A 20,602-nucleotide genomic window follows, 5' to 3' on the forward strand; every position below is an offset into this window, starting at 1 on the left:
TGCCGGTGCGGCGAGCAACGTCAGTCGGTGGCGTCATCGAGATCCACTCCCACGTATAGGATTGCGTCTTGAGGTGCGGGCCGCGCCTCGACCGACCGCGCCACCCCCGGCACCCAGAGGATACGCCCTCCGGCATCGGCCAGCACCGGCCGGCGCGCGCGCGCCGGCCGCGGCACGCGAGCGTCCCCGAACACCTTCTTGAGCTTGCGCGTGCCGGCGGTCAGGCGAATGCGGTCTCCGGGCCGCCAACTGCGGAAGAGGATGGGGAAGCGCAGAGCCGGGATGGAGAGCCCCTCTCCTCCCACCGGGCCGCGCGTCGACCAGCGGGCAAGGAAGGCGGCGCCTCCCGAACGGCCCTCGGCCGCGCCTTCGCCGGGAGCCGGAACGGCCACGAAGCGGGAGTCGTGAGGGGGATGCCCCCCGGCGATCCTCGCGCCGCGCGCGATGATCAGGCGCTCATAGGCGCGGGACAGAACGGCTCCGCCGGGGAGGTCGATCGACCGGCCGCTCCCGGCGGAGCAGGCGAACTCCGACGCCAGAGCGGTGCCGCGGGCATCGAGGCGGGCGCCGGACTCCGCCGCCAGCTCCCGGATGAGCCTGGCGCGCACCAGGGGATCGCACTGCAGGTAGCCGTCGCGGCTGAACGAGACGCCCTCTTCGGTGCGCCGCACCCCAAGACCCGCGAGCAGCGTCGGAACCACGGCGTGCCAGAGGCGGATCTCTTCTCCCGCCAGGCGGGCCAGACGGTGGAGGGCCCGGCGGGCGCCCGGTGCGACCCGCTCCTCGGCGAGCGGCAGCAGCTCGCGGCGGACCACGTTGCGCGGGATGTCGGCCGACCGATTGGTGGGGTCGGTCCGGTGACGGAGGCGGGAGGCAGAGGCGTAGGCGGCGAGTTCGCGCTTCCAGAAGGGCAGCAGCGGCCGGTACAGCCCCGGTTCGCGAGTGCGGGGGATCCCGGCCAGGCCGGCGAGGCCGGTGCCCCGCAACATCCGGTAGGCGACCGTTTCGGCCTGGTCGTCCGCGTGATGGGCGGTCACCACCCACCGGCAGCCGGTCCCGGTACGCGCCTCCTCCAGAAAGCGATAGCGGGCCCGGCGCGCCTCGGTTTCGTTGGCGGGGGGACGGGCGACCGCGCGCGACACCAGCGGCACCCCCCAGGCGCGCGCAATGCCCTTCACCCAGTGGGCGTCTTCGGCGCTCCCGGGACGCATGCGGTGATCGAGGTGCGCGGCGTGCACTTCGAGCGACGGGAGGCCCGGCGTGAAGCGCAGGAGGTGAAGCAGGACGGTGGAGTCGAGGCCGCCCGAGAGCGACACCAGAACCCGCCCGCCGCCGGCTACGACCCCGTCCTCGGCCAACGCCGCGCGGAAGCGGGCGGCCAGCGACCGGTCGGGCCTGCTCATGGCGCCAGCTCGCCGCTCGCCGCGCCGGCGGCGGAGAGCGCGGGCGGCGGAGGCCTCCCGGTTTCCTCCATCAGGACGCGCGCCAGCCGGTCGAGACGGTCGGACTGGATGCCGTCCACCCCCCACGAGAGCAGTCGGCGCATGTCGGCCGGCTCATCGATGGTCCAGACGTGGACCGGAATGTTGCGCCGGTGCGCCTCGCGGACGAAGCGCGGCGTGACGACCCGCGTGCCCATCCAGGCGTCCGGCACCTGGAGGGCGTCGGCACGGGGCGTATACAGGAACCCGAGCGGCCGGTGGTGCAGCAGATGGAACAGCCGGATCTGGCGGCGGGACGCACCGTGAGGGCCGGGATAGCCGTGCCGCGAGGGCCGCGCGCCCTCCAGCTCCGCGGCCATCAGCACCCGATGCCGCGCTCCGTGGCGGAGGACGGTCTCGACCAGCAGCGGCGCGACCTCGGGGGTCTTGGCCTCCACGTTGATGCGCGTGTCGGGGAAAGTCTCGAGCACCTCGTCCAGCAGCGGGATGCCCACGCCCCGGCCCCGGAAGGCCGGTTCGCCGGCCGGATCGCGGAAACGATAGCCGGCGTCGAGCATGCGCACCTCGCTCCAGGGAAGCTCGCGCACAGCGCCGCTGCCGTCGCAGGTGCGATCCACGGTGGCGTCGTGAATCACGACCACCTTGCCGTCCGCGGTCCGGTGCACGTCCATCTCCAGCACGTCGGCGTCCCATTGCTCCACCGCGGCGGTGAAGGCCGCCATGGTGTTCTCGGGCGCCAGCGCGGCTCCGCCCCGATGGGCGATGAAGAGGGGAGCGCCCGCCAGGTAGGGATGACCTGGCCGGCGGACGGGCCAGCCGGCCCATCCCCACTGGGCCGCACGCATGGAACGCCGCCGGGCCGGCGTCGTCAATCCGCCGCGGCCTGTTCCAGGCGCACCCGCTCGGGCGGGGTGACCTCGTACAACAGCGCAAGCACCAGATCGATGAGCGGTTCGGTCATGGACAATTCCCTTTCGCTCTGTTCGACGTCCCACTCGGGATCCTGCTCGCGCAGTTCGGCGCGGAGGGTCACCACCCTTTCCGCCAGGAAGTTCAGGATCTCTTCGACGATGGCGGGATGCGGGTCTGCGGGCGTGCCGCGCTCGTCGATGGATTCGCGCAACAGCAGTCCGCGCACGAACGCGAGGAAGCCGGGGAAGGCCAGTTCGGTGAACGGACCGTCGTCGAGGCGCTCCTCGCCCGTGATGTTCTCCCACTCCAGCTCGTTCCAGTACAGCTCCCGAGCTTCATCCAGGTAGTAGGCGCGGCGGTCCGGCGACAGGGGCGCGGCGGCCCCTTCCCGGATCCGCAGCGGGCGCTCCAGCACGCGGGCCATCCTCGCCTTGCGCCGACTCAGCTCACGTTCGATCAGATCAGCCATGGTCCTGCTCGTCGCTTTCGGGTGTCTCCCGCTTGTGCCACCAGGCTCGCCCGGGGCACGGACAGATATGAAACCCCGCCGGGACGGTCAGGTCCCTGCGGGGCGGGGCAGGAAAGCGATGCCGGAGGAGGGACTCGAACCCCCGACACGCGGATTATGATTCCGCTGCTCTGACCAGCTGAGCTACTCCGGCGGGGACATCGCGAAAACGCTAGTTTTGAGAAGATAGCGTGTCAAGCGGCACCGTCAGGGGCCGCGGATTTTCCCGAACCTGTCAGAGGACCCCCGGCGCCAGCGGGCATGGACCGGCGTTGGCGGAGTTCCGAGGGAGAGCGATCCGAATGGATATCCCGATGATCGTGGGCATCGTCGTCGCCGCCACCGGCCTCCTCACCAGCTTTCGCGTCCTCTGGGAATACGAGCGAGGCGTGGTCTTTCGGCTCGGCAAGCTTACCCGCGCCAAGGGGCCCGGGCTGATTTTTCTCGTGCCCTACGGGCTGGAACGCATGAAGCGGATGGACCTGCGCATCGTGGCGCTGGACATCGCGCCCCAGGACACCATCACCAAGGACAACGTCAGCGTCACGGTCAACGCCGTGGTGTATTTCCGCGTGACCAACCCGGCGAAGGCCGTGGTCGAGATCGAGGACTACTACTTCGCCACCTCCCAGCTGGCACAGACGACGCTCCGCAGCGTCATCGGCCAGTCGGAGCTGGATGAACTGCTCGCCGAGCGCGAACGCATCAACGAAATCGTGCGCGACATCATCGACGAGGGAACCGATCCCTGGGGCATCGAGGTTACGGGCGTCGAGATCAAGGACATCGATCTGCCCAAGGAGATGAAGCGGGCGATGGCGAAGCAGGCCGAGGCCGAGCGCGAGCGCCGCGGCAAGGTGATCGCGGCGGAAGGTGAGTTCCAGGCATCCCGCAAGCTCGCCGACGCGGCGGCGGTCATTCAGGAGTACCCCATGGCCCTGCAGCTTCGCTATCTGCAGACGGCCGTCGAGATCGCCGCGGAGAACAACTCCACCACCGTCTTCCCGATTCCGATGGAGCTCATGTCGGCGGGCACGACCAGCACGGGGCTGGCGGCCGCCAAGGCCGTGGCCGAAGGGACGCCCGCGCTCCTCCCGGAAGGAACCTCGGGGCAGTTGCTCGCGGACGCGGTTCGCAGAATCGCCGATTCCGCGACCGAGGCGAAGGAGACGGCCGCGGCGGAGGAAGACCCGGCCTGAGGGCCTGACGCGCGGAGGAGCTGGAGGGCCGGAGCCGACTACCGGCTTCCCGTGGAATCGTCCGGCTCCTCGGCGCCGACATCGTCCGCGAAGCGGTACAGGATCTCACCCTCGCGAATCATCCCGTGACGCTCGCGCACGAGGCGCTCCAGCGTCAGCGGATCGTTTCTCAGCGAGTCGGCGCGGGCCGTGAGCGAATCCACCTCCGCCCGCAGCAGATCGAGGGCACGCTGTTCCTGCCTCACCTGCGAGCGCGCGGATCCCAGCTCGATCATGGAGTGTTCGCCGCCGAAGACCGCGTAGTAGACGGCGGCTCCCGCGATGACCGGCAGGACCAGCTTCCTCAGGATGCCCAGAGCGCCCTCCCCGGATAGGATCCCGCGGCTCCCAGTTCCTCCTCGATGCGCAGCAGGCGGTTGTACTTGGCCACCCGGTCGCTTCGGCTGGCGCTTCCCGTCTTGATCTGTCCGGTTGCGCGCGCGACGGCCAGGTCGGCGATGAACGTGTCCTCCGTCTCGCCCGAGCGATGTGAGATCACGCACCGGTAGCCCGAGGCGCGAGCCAGGTCGATGGCGTCCATGGTTTCCGTCAGCGTGCCGATCTGGTTCACCTTGATGAGGATGGCGTTCGCAACTCCCTCGCGGATCCCCCGCCGCAGCCGCTCGCTGCTGGTGACGAAGAGGTCGTCGCCGACCAGCTGCGCGCGTTCTCCGATGGCCCTGGTCAATACCCCCCATCCCCCCCAGTCGTTCTCACCCAGCGCGTCCTCGAGCGAAGCAATGGGGTAGCGGCGGGTCCAGTCGTCCCAGAACGCCACCATCGCCTCCCGGCCGAGGCGGCCGCCGCCGGAGCCCTGCAGGACGTAGTCGTCACCTCGGAGGAATTCGCTGGCGGCGGCGTCGATGGCGAGGACGACCTCGTCGCCGGGCCGGTAACCGGCGCGCTCGATGGCCGTGAGCACCACCTCGATCGCTTCCTCGTTTCCGCCCAGATCGGGAGCAAAACCGCCCTCGTCGCCCACGGCGGTGTTGCGGCCGGCTTCGGAGAGCACGTCGCGGAGGGCGTGGAAGATCTCCGTGCCCACGCGCAGCCCCTCGGAGAAGGTGTCGGCGCCCACCGGCATGACCATGAATTCCTGGATGTCGACGTTGTTGGGCGCATGGGCGCCGCCGTTCAGGATGTTCATCATGGGGACCGGAAGGACGGTGGCCGCCTCGCCGCCCAGGTAGCGGTAGAGGGGCTGCCCGGCCTCGAGGGCGGCCGCGCGCGCCGTCGCCAGCGACACGCTCAGGATCGCGTTCGCCCCGAGCCGGCCCTTGTTGGGGGTGCCGTCGAGCTCCACGAGCGCGCGGTCCAGGGAGCGCTGCTCGCGGGCCTCCCTCCCGACCACGGCGCCGCGGATTTCGCCGTTGACGTGAGCCACCGCGCGGCGCACGCCCTTGCCGCGGTAGCGGATCGGGTCTCCGTCCCGCAGTTCCACCGCCTCGTGCTCGCCGGTGGAGGCCCCGCTGGGGACCGCCGCGGTCGCGCGCGCGCCGGTCGCCAGGGTCACCTCGGCTTCCACCGTCGGGGTTCCGCGGGAGTCGAGGATCTCCCTCCCCTTCACTTCCGTGATCGCGGACACGGCTGCTCCTCCTTGACGTCGGGCCCGGTTGCCGGGGCGGCGGGGGCGAGTGGCAACGCGAGCGCCCCGTTGGCCTGCCCTGGTGACGGTCCGGACATGAGATCTGCGACCGCCTGGCGCGCGCGGTCGCGCAGCGCGTTTCGATCCGACGCCGTCAGATCGCCCACCTCGATGGGTTCGCCGACCCGCACCTCGATCTCACCCGATCGAATCGCGTAGCTGTGTTTGGGCATCACGGCGCGGCTCCCCACGACCGCAACCGGCAGAACCGGCGTCCGCGTCTCGAGGGCCAGCACGAAGGCGCCCTTCTTGAAGGGCTGGAGCTCCCCGGTGGGCGACCGCGTGCCTTCCGCGAACATGACGACGTGAAGGGTGCGCTCGCGCAGCCGCCGGGCCGCCCGTTGCAGCGACTCGATCGCGCTGTGGCGGTTGCGGCGGTCGATGGCGATATGGCCGCAGCGCAGAATCGCCTTGCCGAAGACCGGGACCGAGCGCAGCTCCTCTTTGGCCACGAAGCGCAGGGAGGTGGGGAAGGTGGCGAAGAGCGCGAGGACGTCGAACCAGGATTGGTGGTTGGAAACCACGATCTGCGAGCGCCGGGGATCGACCCGGTCGAGCCCGGTCGAGGTGACGGTCACACCCGCGGCACGCAACAGGACGGCGGACCAGCCCTGCGCCCAGTGTCCGCACCGCCGGTGGCGCCAGGCGGGGACCACGGAGGTGAACAGAATGATCGCGGCGTAGTAGCCCGTCGTCGCGATCGCCGCCAGCGCCACCCATCCCGTCCGAAGCATCCGCACTCCCGATCCGCCTTACCGGTTCTCCGGGCGCCCGACGTCGGCCGCGCCGGATGGCGGCGCGCGAAAGTGGTCGAAGCCCACGGATCCGGGGTCGAACTCGTCCGCGCCGTCGCCCTCAAGTCTAACGCCCGCGCCGTCGGCGACAATTCCGACGCGCGTGAGGGATATCCCGAACCTGTGATGGAAGTCGGCCGCGACCGATGCCGCGGACCCTTGCCGCGCGGTGAAGGCGAGTTCGTAGTCCTCGCCTCCCGCAAGCGCGAGAGGCAGCGCGCTGCGGCGCGACCCGGCGGCGGCGACGGCTCCGGGGGCGACGGGGACGAGGGCCGCGTCCAGGACGATGGCAACTCCGCTCGCCGCGGCGACGTGGCCCATGTCTCCCAAAAGGCCATCCGAGAGGTCGATGAGGGCGGTCACCCGGATGCGCTCGGCGAGCCAGCGAGCCTCTTCGAGGCGCGCGGCGGGTGCGGCGAAAGCCTCCCGCGCCGATGGACCGGGCTCGCGTCCGCCCTGCCAGTCGCGCACGGCGGCGGCGCTCGCGCCCAGCACGCCCGTCACCCAGACCTCGTCGCCCGCGCCGGCCCCGCTCCGCAGGATCGGGCGATGCGCGCGTCCCAGTGCGACCACGTTGACGACCAGCCGACCCGGAGAGCGGGTGAGGTCGCCCCCCACAAGCGCGCAACCTGCACGTTCGCACGCTCGCCGGATGCCGGGCCGAAGGCCCGCCGCGATGCGTGAGGCATCCGCGTGGGGCAGGCCGAGGGCGACGAGCACGCCGACGGGCCGCGCGGCCATCGCGGCCACGTCGCTCAGGGCGGCGGTCACGGCGCGGTAGCCCGCCTCGTCGAAGCTGATCCAGGAGCGCCGGAAGTGCACGTCCTCGAGGAAGGCGTCGGTGCTCACCACCCAGCCGGATTCGAGCACCGCACAGTCGTCCCCGGAACCCACCAGCACCTCCGCCCCGGGCGGCGGTCCGGCTGCCTGGAAGGACCGAATCAGGTCGAACTCGCCGCCCGGTCCCAGCGAGCTCAACGAGAGGCCTCCTGGTCGAAGATGACGAAGGGCAGACCGAGACGGCTCTTCGGATCCGGTTGACGCCGGACGGCGGCCGCAAGGCGGGCGATGACGTCGCCCGGCACCAGTCCCGGACCCTCGCTCCCGAGCGCGGCCGCGACCCCGGTCAGGTGCAGCGCCAGCCCGCCTGCCACCGATGGGTCGCACCCCTGCGCCATCAGCGAGCCCGCGACTCCGCTCAGCACGTCCCCCATCCCCGCCGCGGCCAGATCGGAGCTCCCGAGCCCGCCAACCAGGAGCCGCTTTTCGGGGGTGGCTACGACCGACGGGTTGCCCTTCAGCAACACCGTGCACGACCACGCCGCCGCCCGGTCGAGAGCCAGTTCGTGCGGAAGACCGGGGAGGTCGTCGGCGGCGGCCACGAGCCTCCTCATCTCTCCCCGGTGCGGCGTCACCAGCACGGGTCGAGCGCGCCCCAGGTCGCCCAGGGCCGGGCCCGCCCCCGACGCCACCAGGTTCAGGGCGTCGGCGTCGAGCAGCACCGGGGCATCGCCGGATGCCTCCAGAACAGCCTCAAGGGCGCCGGCGGCCTTTGCAGCGACCCCCAGCCCGGGACCGGCCACGACCGCGGTCGATGCCATCGCTGCCCGGGCGAGCGCGCCACGGTCGGCCATGTCCACGAACACCGCTTCCGGGACGGCGCCCTGGAGCACGGGCCTATTGGCCGCGGAGCTCGCGATGCGCACGTATCCCGCCCCGGCCCGCAGTGCCGCCCGCGCGGCCATGATCGCCGCGCCCGCCATCCCCGGCGCGCCCGCCAACAGGAGCAGCGAGCCGACCTGGTGCTTGTGCGTATCGGCAGGACGAACCGGCATCGCGTCCCGCGCCCACCCGGGCGTCACCACGCGCGCCCGGAAGGTTGCGGGAGGCACCGGTGGAAACCCGATCTCCACAGCCACCAGGCGACCGGCATGCGCGCGCCCGGGTTGAAGCAGGGAGCCCAGCTTGGGCCACCCGAAGGCCACCGTCACGTCGGCCCGGGCGGCCTCCCCGGGGACGGCCCCGGTATCGGCGTCCACCCCGGAAGGAATGTCGAGAGACACAAGCGGCCTGGCGGCCCGGTTCATGCCCTCCAGTATGCGCGCCTGGGGAGTTCGGGGGGCGCCCGAAATCCCCGTGCCGAGCACCGCGTCCACAAGCACGCCGGCCGACCCGGCCGCGCGCGCGATCTCACCACGGGCGCCCTCGTCACCTGCGTCCAGCGTGGGTAACCGCCACTCGTGCAGAAGGCGCGCATCCGGGGCTTTCGCCGACGCCCGGACAACCGTGACCGGCCGGCCCCAGCCCGCCAGCGCGCGCGCCAGCGCGAGGCCGTCGCCGCCATTGTTGCCCGACCCCGCGAACACCACCACCGACCCCCGCGCAAAGATGCGCTCGAGCACCAGGGCGGCCGATCGTCCCGCGTTCTCGATGAGGGTCCGGCCGGGAACGCCGAGTCGATCGATGGCGAAGCGATCGAAGGATGCCGCTTCGCTGCCGGTGGGAGCGTGGACATCAGGATCGCCGAAGAGGATCCTCGAACGACCGCGACGGCCTCTGGAGGAAGCGCCGCGGTTGCCGGTCACGCGTGGCGCCATCGGGAAGTGCAGGAGGGACTACTTGTAGCTCTGAGTGATGTTACGCCCGAAGGTGATCTCTCCGTTGTCGATCCTGATGTTGAAGCCACAGTCGGGATTGGAACAGACCCACGCCTTGTATCGGATCGGGGCGCCCTCGCGTCCGTAGTCGGACATCGGGAGCAATAGCCCCGTATTGCATTTGAGACAGGAAGGAAAGCTCTGCTCTTCGGACATTGTCCAGTCCCCTCTCGGATGGTCTCGAAGAGACGAGACCTGTTGAGTTCGTCAGGCTGGAGCGAGGGCTAGGCCCTGCCCCACGGATAGTTGTGCTCGAAAGCGTCCTCGAAATCGTACACGCCCCTGAAATCCTCGGGAGAATCCTCTTCCTGTTTCAGGAGAATCCCGCAGTCGACCAGATCGAAGACGATCTCACCCAGGTCTTCCGTGGCGTGGACGCCCCAGTGTTCCAGAACCGTGCGCGCCATCGGGCCATATTGCTCGAGAGCGAGACGCCTTACTCCCTGCGCGAGTTCCGTGCCGGAGATATGGCGCCGCTTTTCGAGCGAGTCCGAGACCGACTGCAGGGCGGAGAGTACAAACAGGTACGCCTTGACATGGAAACGCGGGTTGCGTCCATCGAGCCGTACCATGACATCGTCGCCAATCTGCGGGTCGTTCATGGGAGAAATCTGGAGCGATTCCACGGAGAGCGCCAGCCCCGGCCATGCGGGGTAACAGGACGTTTCCCGTTGCAGGACATGATATTGCGGCCCTGCCTGCAAACCCGGCCGAAGTCAACCGACCGGAACGGTCTCCTTTCGGAGCGGGAAGGACGCGCTCATTTCGCGCACTCGGCCACGCACTTCTCCAAGCACCTCGTCGTCCTCGGGACGAAGCAGAACCCGAGCCATCCAGCCGGCAATGAGGCGCATCTCGTCGATCCCCATGCCGCGGCTGGTGAGCGCGGACGTCCCGAGCCGAATCCCGGACGTGACCAGCGGCGACCGGTACTCCCCGGGGACCGTGTTCTTGTTGACGGTGATGCCCACGCGCGCAAGCGCCGCCTCGGCCTGCGCTCCCGAGAGGCCGTCCTGTCCGAAGTCGACCAGGATCAGGTGGGTGTCGGTGCCGCCGCTGACCAGGCGGAACCCGTGTTCCATGAGCTCGGCCCCCAGGGCTCGCGCGTTTGCCACCACCTGCCGCGTATAGAGCGAGAATTCCGGCGCCAGCGCCTCCCGGAACGCGACCGCCTTGGCGGCGATCACGTGCATCATTGGGCCCCCCTGGGAGCCCGGAAACACCGCCCGGTCGACGGCGCGCGCGTGTTCGGCGGGCGCCAGAATGAGACCGCCGCGGGGTCCGCGCAGCGTCTTGTGCGTGGTCGTGGTCACCACGTGAGCGTAGGGAATCGGACTGGGATGCACGCCGGTGGCGACGAGCCCCGCGATGTGGGCCATGTCGACCATCAGGAGCGCGTCCACTTCGCGCGCGATTTCCCCGAACGCGGCGAAATCGAGCGTGCGCGGGTAGGCGCTGGCGCCCGCGACGATCAGGCGGGGGCGTTCGGAGCGCGCCTGCTCGCGCACGATGTCATAGTCGATGAGGCCATCCGACTCGCGCACGCCGTAGGACGATACCCGGAACCACTTTCCGCTCACGTTGACCGGGGATCCGTGCGTGAGATGGCCGCCGTGGCTGAGCTGCATGCCCAGAAAACGGTCTCCGGGCCTGAGGAAGGCGAGAAAGGCCGCCAGGTTGGCCTGTGCCCCGGAATGAGGCTGAACGTTCGCATGGTCGGCTCCGAAGAGCGTGCAGGCGCGTGCCCGGGCCAGGCTCTCGACCACGTCGACGTGCTCGCAGCCGCCATAGTAGCGACGTCCCGGGAGTCCTTCCGCGTACTTGTTGGTGAGCGCCGAACCCGTCGCCTCCAGGACCGCCCGCGACGCGAAGTTCTCGCTGGCGATCATCTCCAGCTGATCGCGCTGACGCGCCTCTTCGGCGTGGACGGCCTGATGTATCTCGGGGTCGAAACGACGCAGATGATCGGTGGACAATGTCTCGCTCGGGTCAGGTGCTCATGGAAACCGCCCGCCGGGCACGTGAGCCGTGCTCGGCGCTGCCGGGGCGGCGGGCATCCGTCAGTATCTGCAGGGCGACGCGGTTCGCGGCTTCGGCGGCCGTGATGCCATCCTCGCGGGCCCGCTGGAAGACGTTCAGCACGACGTCGTAGATCCCGGCGGCTTTCCTTCTGGTGCGCTCAACAGACCAGCCGTGCAGCTCGCCGTACACGTTGATGAGCCCTCCGGCGTTGATCACGTAGTCGGGAGCGAACAGGATGCCCCTTTTCTGAAGCGCGTTGCCATGCCTCGGCTCGGCCAACTGATTATTGGCCGAGCCCGCGACGATGTCCACGCGCAGGCGTGCGACCGTCCGGTCGTTGATCACCCCGCCCAGTGCGCATGGGGCGAAGATGTCCGCCGGGACGTCGTAGATTGCCTCTGGAGCGACGGCGGTGGCGCCGAACTCGTGCACCGCGCGCTCAACGCTGCCGGCGTTGATGTCGGCGACCGTGAGCCTGGCACCTTCGGCCGCGAGTTCGGCGCACAATTGATACCCGACGTGCCCCACGCCCTGGACGGTAACGTGCCTGCCCTCCAGGCAGGGATCGCCGTAGCGCTCCTGCGCGCACGCCCTGATGCCCTGGTAGACGCCGTGGGCCGTGGCGGGAGAGGGATCGCCGGAACCTCCGCGCACCCCGGCCACCCATCGGGTTTCCGCGCGCACGAACTCCATGTCGTCCACGGAGGTGCCGACGTCCTCCGCGGTGATGTAGCGCCCGCCCAGAGACTCCACGGCGCGGCCGTGGGCCCGGAACAGCCGCTCCCGGTCGCGCGGGCGTTCATCCGCCAGGATGACGGACTTGCCCCCGCCGAGCTTCAGGCCCGCGATGGCAGCCTTGTAGGTCATGCCGCGCGCGAGGCGAAGGGCGTCGGTCAGGGCGTCCACCTCGCTGGCGTACCTCCACAGGCGGGTGCCGCCCAGAGCCGGACCCAGCGTCGTGTCGTGGATGGCGATGATGCCTCGATAGCCCGCCGCGGGCTCCGACCAGAATGCCAGTTGATCGTGGCGGAAGGCCGCCATCTCCTCGAATATCTGCATGCTCAGTTCCCTTTTTTGTCTTCCGCACCACCCCGCGCCATTCCGTCGCCGGCGCTGCTCACCCCGTGGCGACCGTGGCCTGGAACCCGCGCGCCGCGATAATGCGCAGCACTTCGCCGGTGGCCTCGCAGATGCCCGTGCCGCTGGCGTCGCGCATCAGCTTCTCGACGGGATAGTCGCGCATGTAGCCATACCCGCCGAAGATCTGAACCGCTTCCCGGGCAACCGACACGGCCGCGTGGCTCGCCGCCCATCTCGCCATGTCCGGGGTCGCCGTCAGGCCGGGGCGGTCCGTCCAGGAGGCCAGGCCGACACCTCCCTCCGCGCCCGATGCTTCGAGGGCGACGGCGGTCTCCCGCACCAGGGCGCGGGCCGCCGCAATACGGGTCGCCATTCCGGCGAGCTTGTGCCGGATCGCGCCGAACGCCGTGAGCGCGCGCCCGAACTGTTCGCGCTCGCGCGAGTAGCGGGCGGCGTGCTCGAAGGCGGCCTGCGCGATGCCCAGGGCGACCGCCGCGCCGCCCAGGCGGGACAGGGGCAGCGCCTGAGCCGCATACTCGTCTCCGCGCCGCGGGCTCCCGATCACCCAGTGCGCGGACACCGCTACGCCGTCGAGCTCGACATCGACGATCTCGGCCGCGCACAGGCCAAGGGTCTCGCGGCGGCGTACAACGCGATATCCGGGTGCGGAGGTGTCCACCAGGAACACGCCGGCGCCGCCCGTTCCGCCTTGCGCGGCCGGGCGAGCGAAGACCATGGCCGCTCCGGCTCTGTTGCCGTCCACCACCCAGTGCTTGCCGCCGTCGAGCCGCCAGCCGTCGCCGGCCGGGGTGGCGATGGCATCGCCGGCGTCCTCGGCGCCCGCCGCCCCGAGGTCCCCCAGGGCAAACGCGACCAGGCGCTCCCCGGACGCGATGCCGGGAAGAAGCTCGTGTTGCAGGTCCTCCGACGCATGCGCGAGCAGGAGGCTCGCGACCGGTCCGTTCTGCAGCGACACGGACAGCGCCAGGCTCCCGTCGGCACGGGCGAGTTCCTCCGTCGCCGCCAGGCAGGTGGACAGGTCGAGCCCGAGGCCGCCGAACGCCTCCGGAATGCCCATCCCCAGGAAGCCGAATTCGGCGAGCATCCCGAGGACATCGTCGTCCAGGCGGCGGTGCTCGTCCCAGCCCGCGGAGCGCGGACGAATCTCGCCGTCCGCGAACTCCCGGGTCATCTCCCGAATGGATCGCTCCTCCGGGGTCATGGAGCACCGTGCGTGGCGGAGGCGTCCCGCAGCCCGTCCCCACACGCGGAACTGGCCGAAGCACCGCCGCCGGCCGGCCTTCCCGGGGCGAAAGCGCTACTCATGGGAATGGAATCCACGCCCGGTCTTGCGCCCCAGCCAGCCGGCTGCCACGTACTTGCGAAGCAGCGGGGCGGGACGGTAGCGGTCGTCGCCCAGCTCCCGGTGCAGTACTTCCAGGATGCCGAGACAGGTGTCGAGCCCGATCAGATCGGCCAGCGCAAGCGGTCCCATGGGATGATTCATCCCCATTCGCATGACCGCGTCGATCGCCTCCGCCTCGGCGACGCCCTCCGTGAGGGCGAAGATCGCCTCGTTGATCATCGGCATGAGGATGCGATTGGAGACGAAGCCCGGGAAGTCGTTCACCTCCACCGGGGTCTTGCCCAGGCGGGTCGCCAGTTCCACCACCGTCCGCACGGTCTCGTCGCTGGTCCGGAGTCCGCGCACCACCTCCACGAGGCGCATGACCGGCACGGGGTTCATGAAGTGCATGCCGATGACGCGGTCAGGGCGCGCCGTGCGGGCGCCCATCGTCGTGATGGAGATCGATGACGTGTTGGATGCCAGGATCGCGCCGGGCGGGGCGAGCCGGTCCAGCTCGGCGAAGAGGCGATACTTGAGCGAGGCGTCCTCGGGAGCCGCCTCAACGGCAAGTTCCGCGTCGGAAACGGCCCGGGCGAGGTCGTCGGTCGCCTGGATGCGGGCAAGCGCGGCGGTCTTCTCGTCCGCTTCGAGTCGACCCGACCGGAGTTGGCGGTCCATGTTGCGCGCGATGTTCGCCGTGCCCCGCGCGAGCGCTTCCTCCGCGATGTCGTAGAGGACCACTTCGAGCCCGGAAAGAGCTGCGATGTGGGCGATGCCGTTTCCCATCGTCCCGGACCCGATCACGGCAATGCGTCGCATGGGCTTCGTTTCCGCCATCAGGATGCTCCGGGAGTCAGCGATCGTCGCGAGCCCGGGACCTCAGCCGGAGTGCGATCGCCATGGCCAGCAGCAGTTCGATCGAGTCGCCGAGCGCGAAGGGCAGCACGGCGTTGCGGAATACCGCCGTGGGAGCGGCGCCGGTGAGCAGGGCCAACTGGGTCGCGCCCGCCAGGTAGATGACCAGAAGTCCCGCCACCAGCGCCAACAGGATGCGCGGGGCGCCCGCGTCCCGGGGGCCGGCCAGCCATCCGCAGAGGCCGGAAGCCAGGGGAAAGGCGAGGATGAAGCCGCCCGTTGGGCCGACGAGGGCCGCCGGCCCGGCCGGGATCGCGGCGAACACCGGTGCGCCGCCCACGCCGAGCAGGACGTAGGCGGCCATGCTGGCGGCTCCCGCCGATGGCCCCAGCACGAGGCCCGACAGGAGCACGAAGAGCGGCTGCAGCGTCATCGGGACCGGCGTCCAGGGCACCGGCACCGCCACGTAGGCGCCCGCGGTGGTGAGCAGGACGAAGAGCGCCGCGGTCAGCGTCCGCCGACCGCTGGCGAGCGACGCCATGCGTACCAGAATTCCCTGTCCCTGGCTCAACTCTACAGTCCGCATCCTGACCCTCCCCGTGTTTGTGCTATGTCAGCAGGTTTCGTGCCGCCTCCCGGATCCCCGCGGGTCGGAGGATGGGCGGGGCCGACCTTCCGCACCCGGTGCTCGCGCGGTCACGCACGCTCCACCGCGAGCGCGACTGCGTTGCCGCCCCCGAGGCAGAGGGTGGCGAGACCCGTCGCGGCGTCCCGGTCCTCCATCGCATGCACGAGCGTGACCAGGATGCGGGCCCCGGAAGCGCCGATGGGGTGGCCCAGCGCGACGGCGCCGCCGTTCACGTTTACCCGGTCCGCGTTCAGGCCCAGGGCGTCGATGTCCGCGAGCGCCTGAACCGCAAATGCCTCGTTGATCTCCACGAGATCGTAGTCGTCCGCCGCCTTGCCCGCTGCTTCCATCACCTTGCGCACGGCGAAGATGGGCGCGAAGAAGAGGTCGCGCGGTTCCGTGCCCGCCGAAGCGTAGGCGGTGACGCGGGCGGCCACCGGCAGGCCGTGTGCCCGGGCGAATTCCATGGAGGCGACCACCAGGGCGGCACCGCCGTCGTTCAACCCCGGCGCGTTTCCGGCGGTGACCACCAGCTCATCGACGTCGTCCGGAGCGTCGCGGGCGAAGGCGGGACGCAGCCTGGCAAGCGCCTCCAGTGAAGTGGCGCGCCGGGGTCCCTCGTCGGTGTCGACCACGGTCGCGCCCCGGCGGGCCGGTACCTCCACCGGCACGATCTCGCGCCTAAATCGTCCTCCGTCGATGGCGTCCACCGCCTTGCGGTGCGACCCCAGCGCGAACTCGTCGGCCCTCTCCCGCGTGATGCCCGCCCGCGTCGCCGTGTATTCCGCATGACCACCCATGTGGCGGCCCTCGAAGGAACACCAGAGACCGTCGTGAATGAGGCCGTCGCTGACCTCCTGATCTCCGAACTTCACGCCCCCGCGGTGCCCGCGCAGATAGTAGGGCACGTTGGACATCGACTCGAAGCCGCCCGCCACGACGGCGCGCGCGTCTCCCGCCCGGATCGCCTGGGCCGCCAGCATCACCGCCTTCAGTCCGGAGCCGCACACCTTGTTCACGGTGACGGAGGGGATGGTCGCGGGCAGGCCGGCGTTCACCGCGGCCTGGCGGGCGGGCGCCTGCCCTTCTCCGGCCGAAACCACGTTGCCCATGAGCACCTCGTCGATGGCGGACGGCTCGACGCCGGAGCGTTCCACCGCCGCGCGCACGGCGACGGCTCCGAGCGCGGGTCCGGGCAACGGGGAGAGACCGCCCAGAAAACGGCCGATGGGGGTGCGGGCGGATCCAAGGATGACGGGGATGCGGGATTCGTCGTTCATGTAGGTCCCATGCGGGCTCGGACGGAGAGGCCGATTCCGCGAAGAGTCGACGGCTGGCAATAAAGGCCCGGTGTATCACGGAACTGCGAAGGCAGCTCTTAAATCTAGATCAATCCGTCGACCGGGTCACGCCCTTCCGGACCGACGAGGAGTTCGTGGAGCGCCCGAAGGTCGCGGACTCCCTTCCGCTCCGTCTCCTCCAGAAGATGTTTCAGGATCTCGGCCGCGGCGCGCGCGTCGCCCAGGGCGCGGTGACGCCCGTGCACCTCGATGCCGAAGCGGCCGCACAGGGCGTCGAGATGATGGCGCCGCTGTGATGCCAGCAGCCGGCGCGACAGTTGCTCGGTGCATAGCCGCTGCACGCGCGGAGCGTCCCCGAGCGCCTCGCGCAACTGCCCGCCGACGAAAGCCCAGTCGTGGTCGGCGTTGTGGGCTGCGAAGACGCGGTGCTCGAGCCGCCTCCGGATCTCGCCGGCGATGTCGCGGAACCGGGGCGCCGCAGCCACCCTGGTTGCGCTGATGCCGGTCAGGCGGGTTACCGAAGCGCCGATCGCTCGCTGCGGGTTGACGAGACTCTGGAACTCGCGGGTCACGACGCCTTCGCGCAGTTCAACGATGGCCAGCTCGATGATGCGGTGGCCTTCCTGGTAGGCGCCTCCGGTCGTCTCCACATCCACCACCGCGTAGTCCAGAAAGCCGAGCGACGAACGCACCCCGGCCAGGCCCGGGGTCAACTGCCAGCGGCCCTCCGGATCCAGGCGAAACCTGGGATCGGGCCCCAGCAGCGACGCGATCAGCGCGGGCGACTCCTGCCCGAACGCGCGCAGCCGGCTCGCCCGCCGGGCGAGCTCGTCCGGGTGAAGGGGACCGTCGCCGAGCAGCCCTGCGATCGTCTCGACCCATGATCCCCGCGCCGCGCTCATGTCCGCTCCAACATCTTCGCCAGCCGGACGAAGTCTTCGGGGGCGAAGGTCTCGGGGCGGCGCGTCAGGTCCAGCCCGCTGCGCGTCTCCACTTGCGCCACCTCCCGGCGGCTCAGGCGATAGGCCGGATCGTCCCGGAGAATCCGCTGAAACTGCTTGCGGCGGCGCTGAAAGGCCGCACGGGTGAGGACGCGCACGGCCTTCTCCCGCGCGGCGGAAATCCGGGGTGGGTGAAAGGGCCGAATGCGCACGACCACGGAGTCGACCCGCGGGACGGGGCGAAAGGCCGTCCGCCGCACGCGCAGGACGCGCTCCACGCGCGCCACCACCCGGACCCCCACCGACAGCGCCCCGTAGGTGCGGGAGCCCGGAGCCGCCAGCATGCGCTCACCGACTTCCTTCTGCACCATGACGACGATCTCGGCCGGCCGCGGGCGTTCGAGAAGCCGAAAGACGATCGGTGAAGTGCGGTTGTAGGGAATGTTGCCGATCACCTTGAGCGCGGAGACGTCTTCGGCCAGCGCCGCGATGTCGGTGTCGAGGATGTCCCCCTGCACGAGGGTCACCTGCGGGTGCCCCTCCAGTTCCTGCGCGAGGCGGTCGGCCAGCTCGCGGTCGAGCTCCACGAGCACGAGGCGGCGCGGCAGATCGACGAGATGGCGGGTGAGCGCGCCGGTCCCGGGCCCGATCTCCAGCACCTCGTCGCTCGCCTGCACGTCGAGCGCCCTGACGATGGCCCGCTGCAGGTTGGGGTCCACCAGGAAGTTCTGGCCGAGGGAACGCTTCGGCCGCACGTCTCAGAGCCTCAGGGCGAGGGCGGTGCGGTCGTCGGCGGGTATCGCGCGCGTCGGTTCGGCGGCAAGCCGGAAGAGCGACTCGACGATGGCAGCCGGACCCCGGTCGACCTGCTTCCGCGCCTCCGCAAGCACCGCCTCCTCGCCGCTGCGCGAACCGCTGGTGGCCAGCGAGTCCGAGAGGCCGTCGGTGAACAGAAACAGCAGATCCTCTCCCGCGACCCAGGGCACGCTGGCTTCGGAATAGGAACCGGGCCCGGCGATCCCGACCGGTGGGTCGGTGGCCGCCAGCCGCCGCTCCCTCGTGCCCCGCCGGAAGGCGAAGGCGTGTGGGTGGCCCGCATTGGAATACACCAGTTCGCCCGCGGCGGGATCCAGCACGCCGTAGAACAGGGTGAGGAACATCTCGGTGGTCTCGAGCTCGTCGCGCAGCGCGTCGTCCACGTGGCGGAGCACCTCCGCCGGACTCTCCGTCTCGCCCGCGAAGATGGATGCGGCCGAAAGGGCCAGCGCCATGATGAGGGCCGCGGGGAAGCCGTGGCTCGACACGTCGCCGATCATGACGCCGAGCCGGCCGCCGGAGAGCTTGATGAAGTGGTAGAAGTCGCCCCCCACCTGCTCCGCCGGCTGCACCTCCGCGGCTACCTGGCTCAGCCCCAGCTGATCGACCGGCTGAAGCAGCCGCATCTGAAGGTTGTGGGCCAGCTCCATCTCGTGCGCCATTCGGTCCCGCGCCCGGCTCTCGCGAAAGAGCCGATGATTCTCGAGCGCCGCGCCGATCTGGCTGGCGATGGCGGTCAGCAGCTTGCGGTCCCCGGCCGAGAAGGTGCCGCTTCCCCTGCGCCCGAACAGGTTGATGACACCGACCGTGCGCGCCTGCCCCGCCTGCGGCGCGTACTGGATGGGCACCAGGAGGGCCGATTCGGAGCGCAGGTTGGGGGCGGTCGTTGGATGCCGGCTGTCGTCGCCGGTGCTGATGATCGCCTCCCGCTCCCGGAACACCCGCGCGGTGAGCATTTCCCCCGCGGGATCGAGCGGCCCCTCCAGTCCGGCGATTCCTTCGGCCGCGACCTGGTGCAGCAGTCCGTCCCCGGCATCGTAGACCCACAGCGACCCGCGGCGGGCTCCCAGAACGTCGCATACCTCGTTGAGGATGACTCGTGCGGCCTCTCCGAGCTCCAGGATCGAACCCAGGATCTCGCTGATCGAGTAAAGCAGGTTGATTTCCTCGTAGCGCGCGGACAACTCGCCGCTGAGGAAGCTGATTTCCTGTTCCGAATCCAGGACCCGGATCAGCTGCGAGCAGACGAGATCGGCGGCCGGCGCCAGGGTCGGATCAGCGGGACGGATTTCAAGCTCCAGGCTACGGCCCTCGCGGGTGCTCAGTCGCCGCGTCAGGGCCTCGTCCTGCTCGCTGGCCGGCAGGTCGGTCCCGGATTCCTCCGGATACATGCGGCGACCGGAGACCAGATCGCGCACGCTCAGCCGCCACGGGAAGCTCCCGGCAAACTCGTCCAGCGTTGCGCGGGCCGGCTGAGGCAGCCGCGAAGGTCCGGGCTCGCTCATTCGCGTCGTACCTGATCGCGTCTCAGCAGCAGGGTGACGGAGTTGCCCCGCTCGTTGAAGGAGACCTCGTCCAGCAGTTTGCGCATCAGGAAGATCCCGCGTCCGTCGGGCTTCAGGAGCCTCTCGGGGGTGGTCGGATCCGGGATGTCCTCGTAGTCGAAACCCGGTCCTTCATCCGTTACCCGGGTGATGATGGCCTTGGCCGTGATCGTCAGTTCCACGCGCACGCGCTTCGACCGATCGGCGCCGTTGCCATACAGCATCGCGTTGGAGAGCGCTTCCGCAAGCGCCACGCGAAGATTCATGCGGACGCGGCTGGCCCTTCGCTCGAGCTCGATGATGCGATGGCAGCGCGCGACCACCTTCTCGACGGCGTCCTCGATGCGGAGGACGTCGCTCGGGAGGTGGAAGATCAACTCCGGATCCATGGGCCGCCGCTGGGCATGGAGCCTCTCGAACGAAACTCAGCCGTCCCGGAGGCCCTCTTCGCGGGAATCCACGATGGTGAAAAGGGTGTCGAGCTTGGTGAGCTGGAAGAGGGTGCGCAGGTCATCGTTGAGCGCGGCCAGCCGGAGTTCCCCACCCTGCTCCCGCACCTTCTTGGACAGGGACACCAGCACCCCAAGTCCGGACGAGTCGATGTAGCCGGTTTCGGCAAAGTCGACAAGGAACTCCCGGTCCCCGGTCCGCAGCCGCTCGAGCACGACGTGTTTGAGCTCCTGGCGGTTCGCAACGATGAGGTGTCCGGTTACGCTGATGATGGTGATCGCGCCGGATTGTTCTACGATGAAGGGCATGCCGGGCTCCGCGTTTTTCTGATGGAATCCGCGCTGGATCCGCCGACGGCGTGGAAGGTCGGGCGAAGTGCGGGGCAGTTTACTTGAAGGCGGCGGGGGCGGGCAAGGCGCTC

General features: G+C 70.1%; 21 protein-coding genes, 1 tRNA gene and 1 pseudogene. 1 reads left to right on the top strand and 22 read right to left on the bottom strand.

The features are described from left to right. Positions 1 to 20 precede the first annotated feature (20 nt). The 4 genes from tilS to OXU32_02000 all read right to left on the bottom strand — a co-directional run bounded on the left by tilS (position 21) and on the right by OXU32_02000 (position 3,016). A complete protein-coding gene (tilS, locus tag OXU32_01985) occupies positions 21 to 1,403 on the bottom strand; it encodes a tRNA lysidine(34) synthetase TilS (GenBank protein MDE0072740.1) in 1,383 nt (460 codons plus the stop codon). Continuing rightward, positions 1,400 to 2,287 carry a glycerophosphodiester phosphodiesterase gene (locus tag OXU32_01990; protein MDE0072741.1) on the bottom strand — a complete coding sequence of 296 codons (888 nt, stop codon included), beginning with the start codon at positions 2,285 to 2,287 and terminating at the stop codon, positions 1,400 to 1,402. Before OXU32_01990 ends, tilS begins: the two co-directional genes overlap by 4 nt. A gap of 23 nt (positions 2,288 to 2,310) precedes the next feature. Next, positions 2,311 to 2,823 (bottom strand): hypothetical protein, encoded by a 513-nt coding sequence (locus tag OXU32_01995; protein ID MDE0072742.1) that lies wholly within the window; start codon positions 2,821 to 2,823, stop codon positions 2,311 to 2,313. 119 nt (positions 2,824 to 2,942) lie between these two features. Continuing rightward, positions 2,943 to 3,016, bottom strand: a tRNA-Met gene (locus OXU32_02000). A 148-nt stretch (positions 3,017 to 3,164) separates the two neighbouring features. On the opposite strand from OXU32_02000, the pseudogene OXU32_02005 reads away from it, so the two are divergent. Further along, positions 3,165 to 3,884: pseudogene (locus OXU32_02005) on the top strand (slipin family protein). A gap of 215 nt (positions 3,885 to 4,099) precedes the next feature. Here OXU32_02005 and OXU32_02010 read toward each other — a convergent pair. The 18 genes from OXU32_02010 to OXU32_02095 form a co-directional block, all read right to left on the bottom strand. Continuing rightward, on the bottom strand, positions 4,100 to 4,438 hold the full coding sequence (locus OXU32_02010) for a septum formation initiator family protein (GenBank protein ID MDE0072743.1): 339 nt from the start codon (positions 4,436 to 4,438) through the stop codon (positions 4,100 to 4,102). After that, positions 4,405 to 5,685 carry a phosphopyruvate hydratase gene (eno, locus tag OXU32_02015; protein ID MDE0072744.1) on the bottom strand — a complete coding sequence of 427 codons (1,281 nt, stop codon included), beginning with the start codon at positions 5,683 to 5,685 and terminating at the stop codon, positions 4,405 to 4,407. Before eno ends, OXU32_02010 begins: the two co-directional genes overlap by 34 nt. Next, on the bottom strand, positions 5,664 to 6,479 hold the full coding sequence (locus tag OXU32_02020) for a lysophospholipid acyltransferase family protein (protein ID MDE0072745.1): 816 nt from the start codon (positions 6,477 to 6,479) through the stop codon (positions 5,664 to 5,666). The genes eno and OXU32_02020 overlap by 22 nt, the downstream gene beginning before the upstream one ends. 18 nt (positions 6,480 to 6,497) lie before the next feature. Then, entirely contained in the window at positions 6,498 to 7,517 is a 1,020-nt protein-coding gene (gene thiL, locus OXU32_02025; GenBank protein MDE0072746.1) for a thiamine-phosphate kinase, read from the bottom strand. Continuing rightward, positions 7,514 to 9,124, bottom strand: a complete 1,611-nt coding sequence (locus OXU32_02030; GenBank protein MDE0072747.1) for an NAD(P)H-hydrate dehydratase — start codon at positions 9,122 to 9,124, stop codon at positions 7,514 to 7,516. The genes thiL and OXU32_02030 overlap by 4 nt, the downstream gene beginning before the upstream one ends. Before the next feature lie 30 nt (positions 9,125 to 9,154). Next, positions 9,155 to 9,292 carry a hypothetical protein gene (locus OXU32_02035; GenBank protein MDE0072748.1) on the bottom strand — a complete coding sequence of 46 codons (138 nt, stop codon included), beginning with the start codon at positions 9,290 to 9,292 and terminating at the stop codon, positions 9,155 to 9,157. Positions 9,293 to 9,420: 128 nt separating this feature from the next. After that, complete coding sequence (locus OXU32_02040) at positions 9,421 to 9,798, bottom strand: hypothetical protein (GenBank protein ID MDE0072749.1); 378 nt, start codon at positions 9,796 to 9,798, stop codon at positions 9,421 to 9,423. 114 nt (positions 9,799 to 9,912) lie between these two features. Continuing rightward, positions 9,913 to 11,157 (bottom strand): serine hydroxymethyltransferase, encoded by a 1,245-nt coding sequence (locus tag OXU32_02045; GenBank protein MDE0072750.1) that lies wholly within the window; start codon positions 11,155 to 11,157, stop codon positions 9,913 to 9,915. 28 nt (positions 11,158 to 11,185) lie between these two features. Continuing rightward, the gene (locus tag OXU32_02050) at positions 11,186 to 12,277 is read right to left on the bottom strand and encodes a Glu/Leu/Phe/Val dehydrogenase (protein ID MDE0072751.1); all 1,092 of its coding nucleotides are present in this window, start codon (positions 12,275 to 12,277) and stop codon (positions 11,186 to 11,188) included. 58 nt (positions 12,278 to 12,335) lie between these two features. Further along, positions 12,336 to 13,520: an acyl-CoA dehydrogenase family protein gene (locus tag OXU32_02055; protein MDE0072752.1), complete on the bottom strand. Its 1,185-nt coding sequence runs from the start codon at positions 13,518 to 13,520 to the stop codon at positions 12,336 to 12,338. A gap of 96 nt (positions 13,521 to 13,616) precedes the next feature. Continuing rightward, the gene (locus OXU32_02060) at positions 13,617 to 14,465 is read right to left on the bottom strand and encodes a 3-hydroxybutyryl-CoA dehydrogenase (GenBank protein MDE0072753.1); all 849 of its coding nucleotides are present in this window, start codon (positions 14,463 to 14,465) and stop codon (positions 13,617 to 13,619) included. Positions 14,466 to 14,499: 34 nt separating this feature from the next. Beyond that, complete coding sequence (locus OXU32_02065) at positions 14,500 to 15,087, bottom strand: biotin transporter BioY (protein MDE0072754.1); 588 nt, start codon at positions 15,085 to 15,087, stop codon at positions 14,500 to 14,502. Positions 15,088 to 15,197: 110 nt separating this feature from the next. Further along, positions 15,198 to 16,409 (bottom strand): acetyl-CoA C-acyltransferase, encoded by a 1,212-nt coding sequence (locus OXU32_02070; GenBank protein MDE0072755.1) that lies wholly within the window; start codon positions 16,407 to 16,409, stop codon positions 15,198 to 15,200. 104 nt (positions 16,410 to 16,513) lie between these two features. Next, positions 16,514 to 17,332, bottom strand: coding sequence for a 3'-5' exonuclease (locus OXU32_02075; GenBank protein MDE0072756.1), 819 nt, complete (start codon positions 17,330 to 17,332; stop codon positions 16,514 to 16,516). Continuing rightward, on the bottom strand, positions 17,329 to 18,126 hold the full coding sequence (gene rsmA / locus OXU32_02080; protein MDE0072757.1) for a 16S rRNA (adenine(1518)-N(6)/adenine(1519)-N(6))-dimethyltransferase RsmA: 798 nt from the start codon (positions 18,124 to 18,126) through the stop codon (positions 17,329 to 17,331). The genes OXU32_02075 and rsmA overlap by 4 nt, the downstream gene beginning before the upstream one ends. Positions 18,127 to 18,129: 3 nt before the next feature. Continuing rightward, positions 18,130 to 19,692 carry a SpoIIE family protein phosphatase gene (locus tag OXU32_02085; protein ID MDE0072758.1) on the bottom strand — a complete coding sequence of 521 codons (1,563 nt, stop codon included), beginning with the start codon at positions 19,690 to 19,692 and terminating at the stop codon, positions 18,130 to 18,132. Beyond that, a complete protein-coding gene (locus OXU32_02090) occupies positions 19,689 to 20,108 on the bottom strand; it encodes an ATP-binding protein (GenBank protein MDE0072759.1) in 420 nt (139 codons plus the stop codon). The genes OXU32_02085 and OXU32_02090 overlap by 4 nt, the downstream gene beginning before the upstream one ends. Positions 20,109 to 20,156: 48 nt before the next feature. Then, complete coding sequence (locus OXU32_02095; protein ID MDE0072760.1) at positions 20,157 to 20,489, bottom strand: STAS domain-containing protein; 333 nt, start codon at positions 20,487 to 20,489, stop codon at positions 20,157 to 20,159. Positions 20,490 to 20,602: the final 113 nt, after the last annotated feature.

It is taken from the genome of Gammaproteobacteria bacterium (assembly GCA_028819075.1).
Taxonomy (GTDB): Bacteria; Gemmatimonadota; Gemmatimonadetes; order Longimicrobiales; family Gaopeijiaceae; genus BD2-11.

What these genes read in the sequence shown, in the direction of transcription:
- OXU32_02040 (MDE0072749.1), bottom strand. Translation starts at nt 9,798, where the DNA reads ATGAACGACCCGCAGATTGGCGACGATGTCATGGTACGGCTCGATGGA.
- OXU32_02085 (MDE0072758.1), bottom strand. Translation starts at nt 19,692, where the DNA reads ATGAGCGAGCCCGGACCTTCGCGGCTGCCTCAGCCGGCCCGCGCAACG.
- OXU32_02020 (MDE0072745.1), bottom strand. Translation starts at nt 6,479, where the DNA reads ATGCTTCGGACGGGATGGGTGGCGCTGGCGGCGATCGCGACGACGGGC.
- OXU32_02035 (MDE0072748.1), bottom strand. Translation starts at nt 9,292, where the DNA reads ATGTCCGACTACGGACGCGAGGGCGCCCCGATCCGATACAAGGCGTGG.
- OXU32_02095 (MDE0072760.1), bottom strand. Translation starts at nt 20,489, where the DNA reads ATGCCCTTCATCGTAGAACAATCCGGCGCGATCACCATCATCAGCGTA.
- OXU32_02075 (MDE0072756.1), bottom strand. Translation starts at nt 17,332, where the DNA reads ATGAGCGCGGCGCGGGGATCATGGGTCGAGACGATCGCAGGGCTGCTC.
- OXU32_01995 (MDE0072742.1), bottom strand. Translation starts at nt 2,823, where the DNA reads ATGGCTGATCTGATCGAACGTGAGCTGAGTCGGCGCAAGGCGAGGATG.
- tilS (MDE0072740.1), bottom strand. Translation starts at nt 1,403, where the DNA reads ATGAGCAGGCCCGACCGGTCGCTGGCCGCCCGCTTCCGCGCGGCGTTG.
- OXU32_02055 (MDE0072752.1), bottom strand. Translation starts at nt 13,520, where the DNA reads ATGACCCCGGAGGAGCGATCCATTCGGGAGATGACCCGGGAGTTCGCG.
- OXU32_02060 (MDE0072753.1), bottom strand. Translation starts at nt 14,465, where the DNA reads ATGCGACGCATTGCCGTGATCGGGTCCGGGACGATGGGAAACGGCATC.
- OXU32_02065 (MDE0072754.1), bottom strand. Translation starts at nt 15,087, where the DNA reads ATGCGGACTGTAGAGTTGAGCCAGGGACAGGGAATTCTGGTACGCATG.
- OXU32_02070 (MDE0072755.1), bottom strand. Translation starts at nt 16,409, where the DNA reads ATGAACGACGAATCCCGCATCCCCGTCATCCTTGGATCCGCCCGCACC.
- OXU32_02050 (MDE0072751.1), bottom strand. Translation starts at nt 12,277, where the DNA reads ATGCAGATATTCGAGGAGATGGCGGCCTTCCGCCACGATCAACTGGCA.
- OXU32_01990 (MDE0072741.1), bottom strand. Translation starts at nt 2,287, where the DNA reads ATGCGTGCGGCCCAGTGGGGATGGGCCGGCTGGCCCGTCCGCCGGCCA.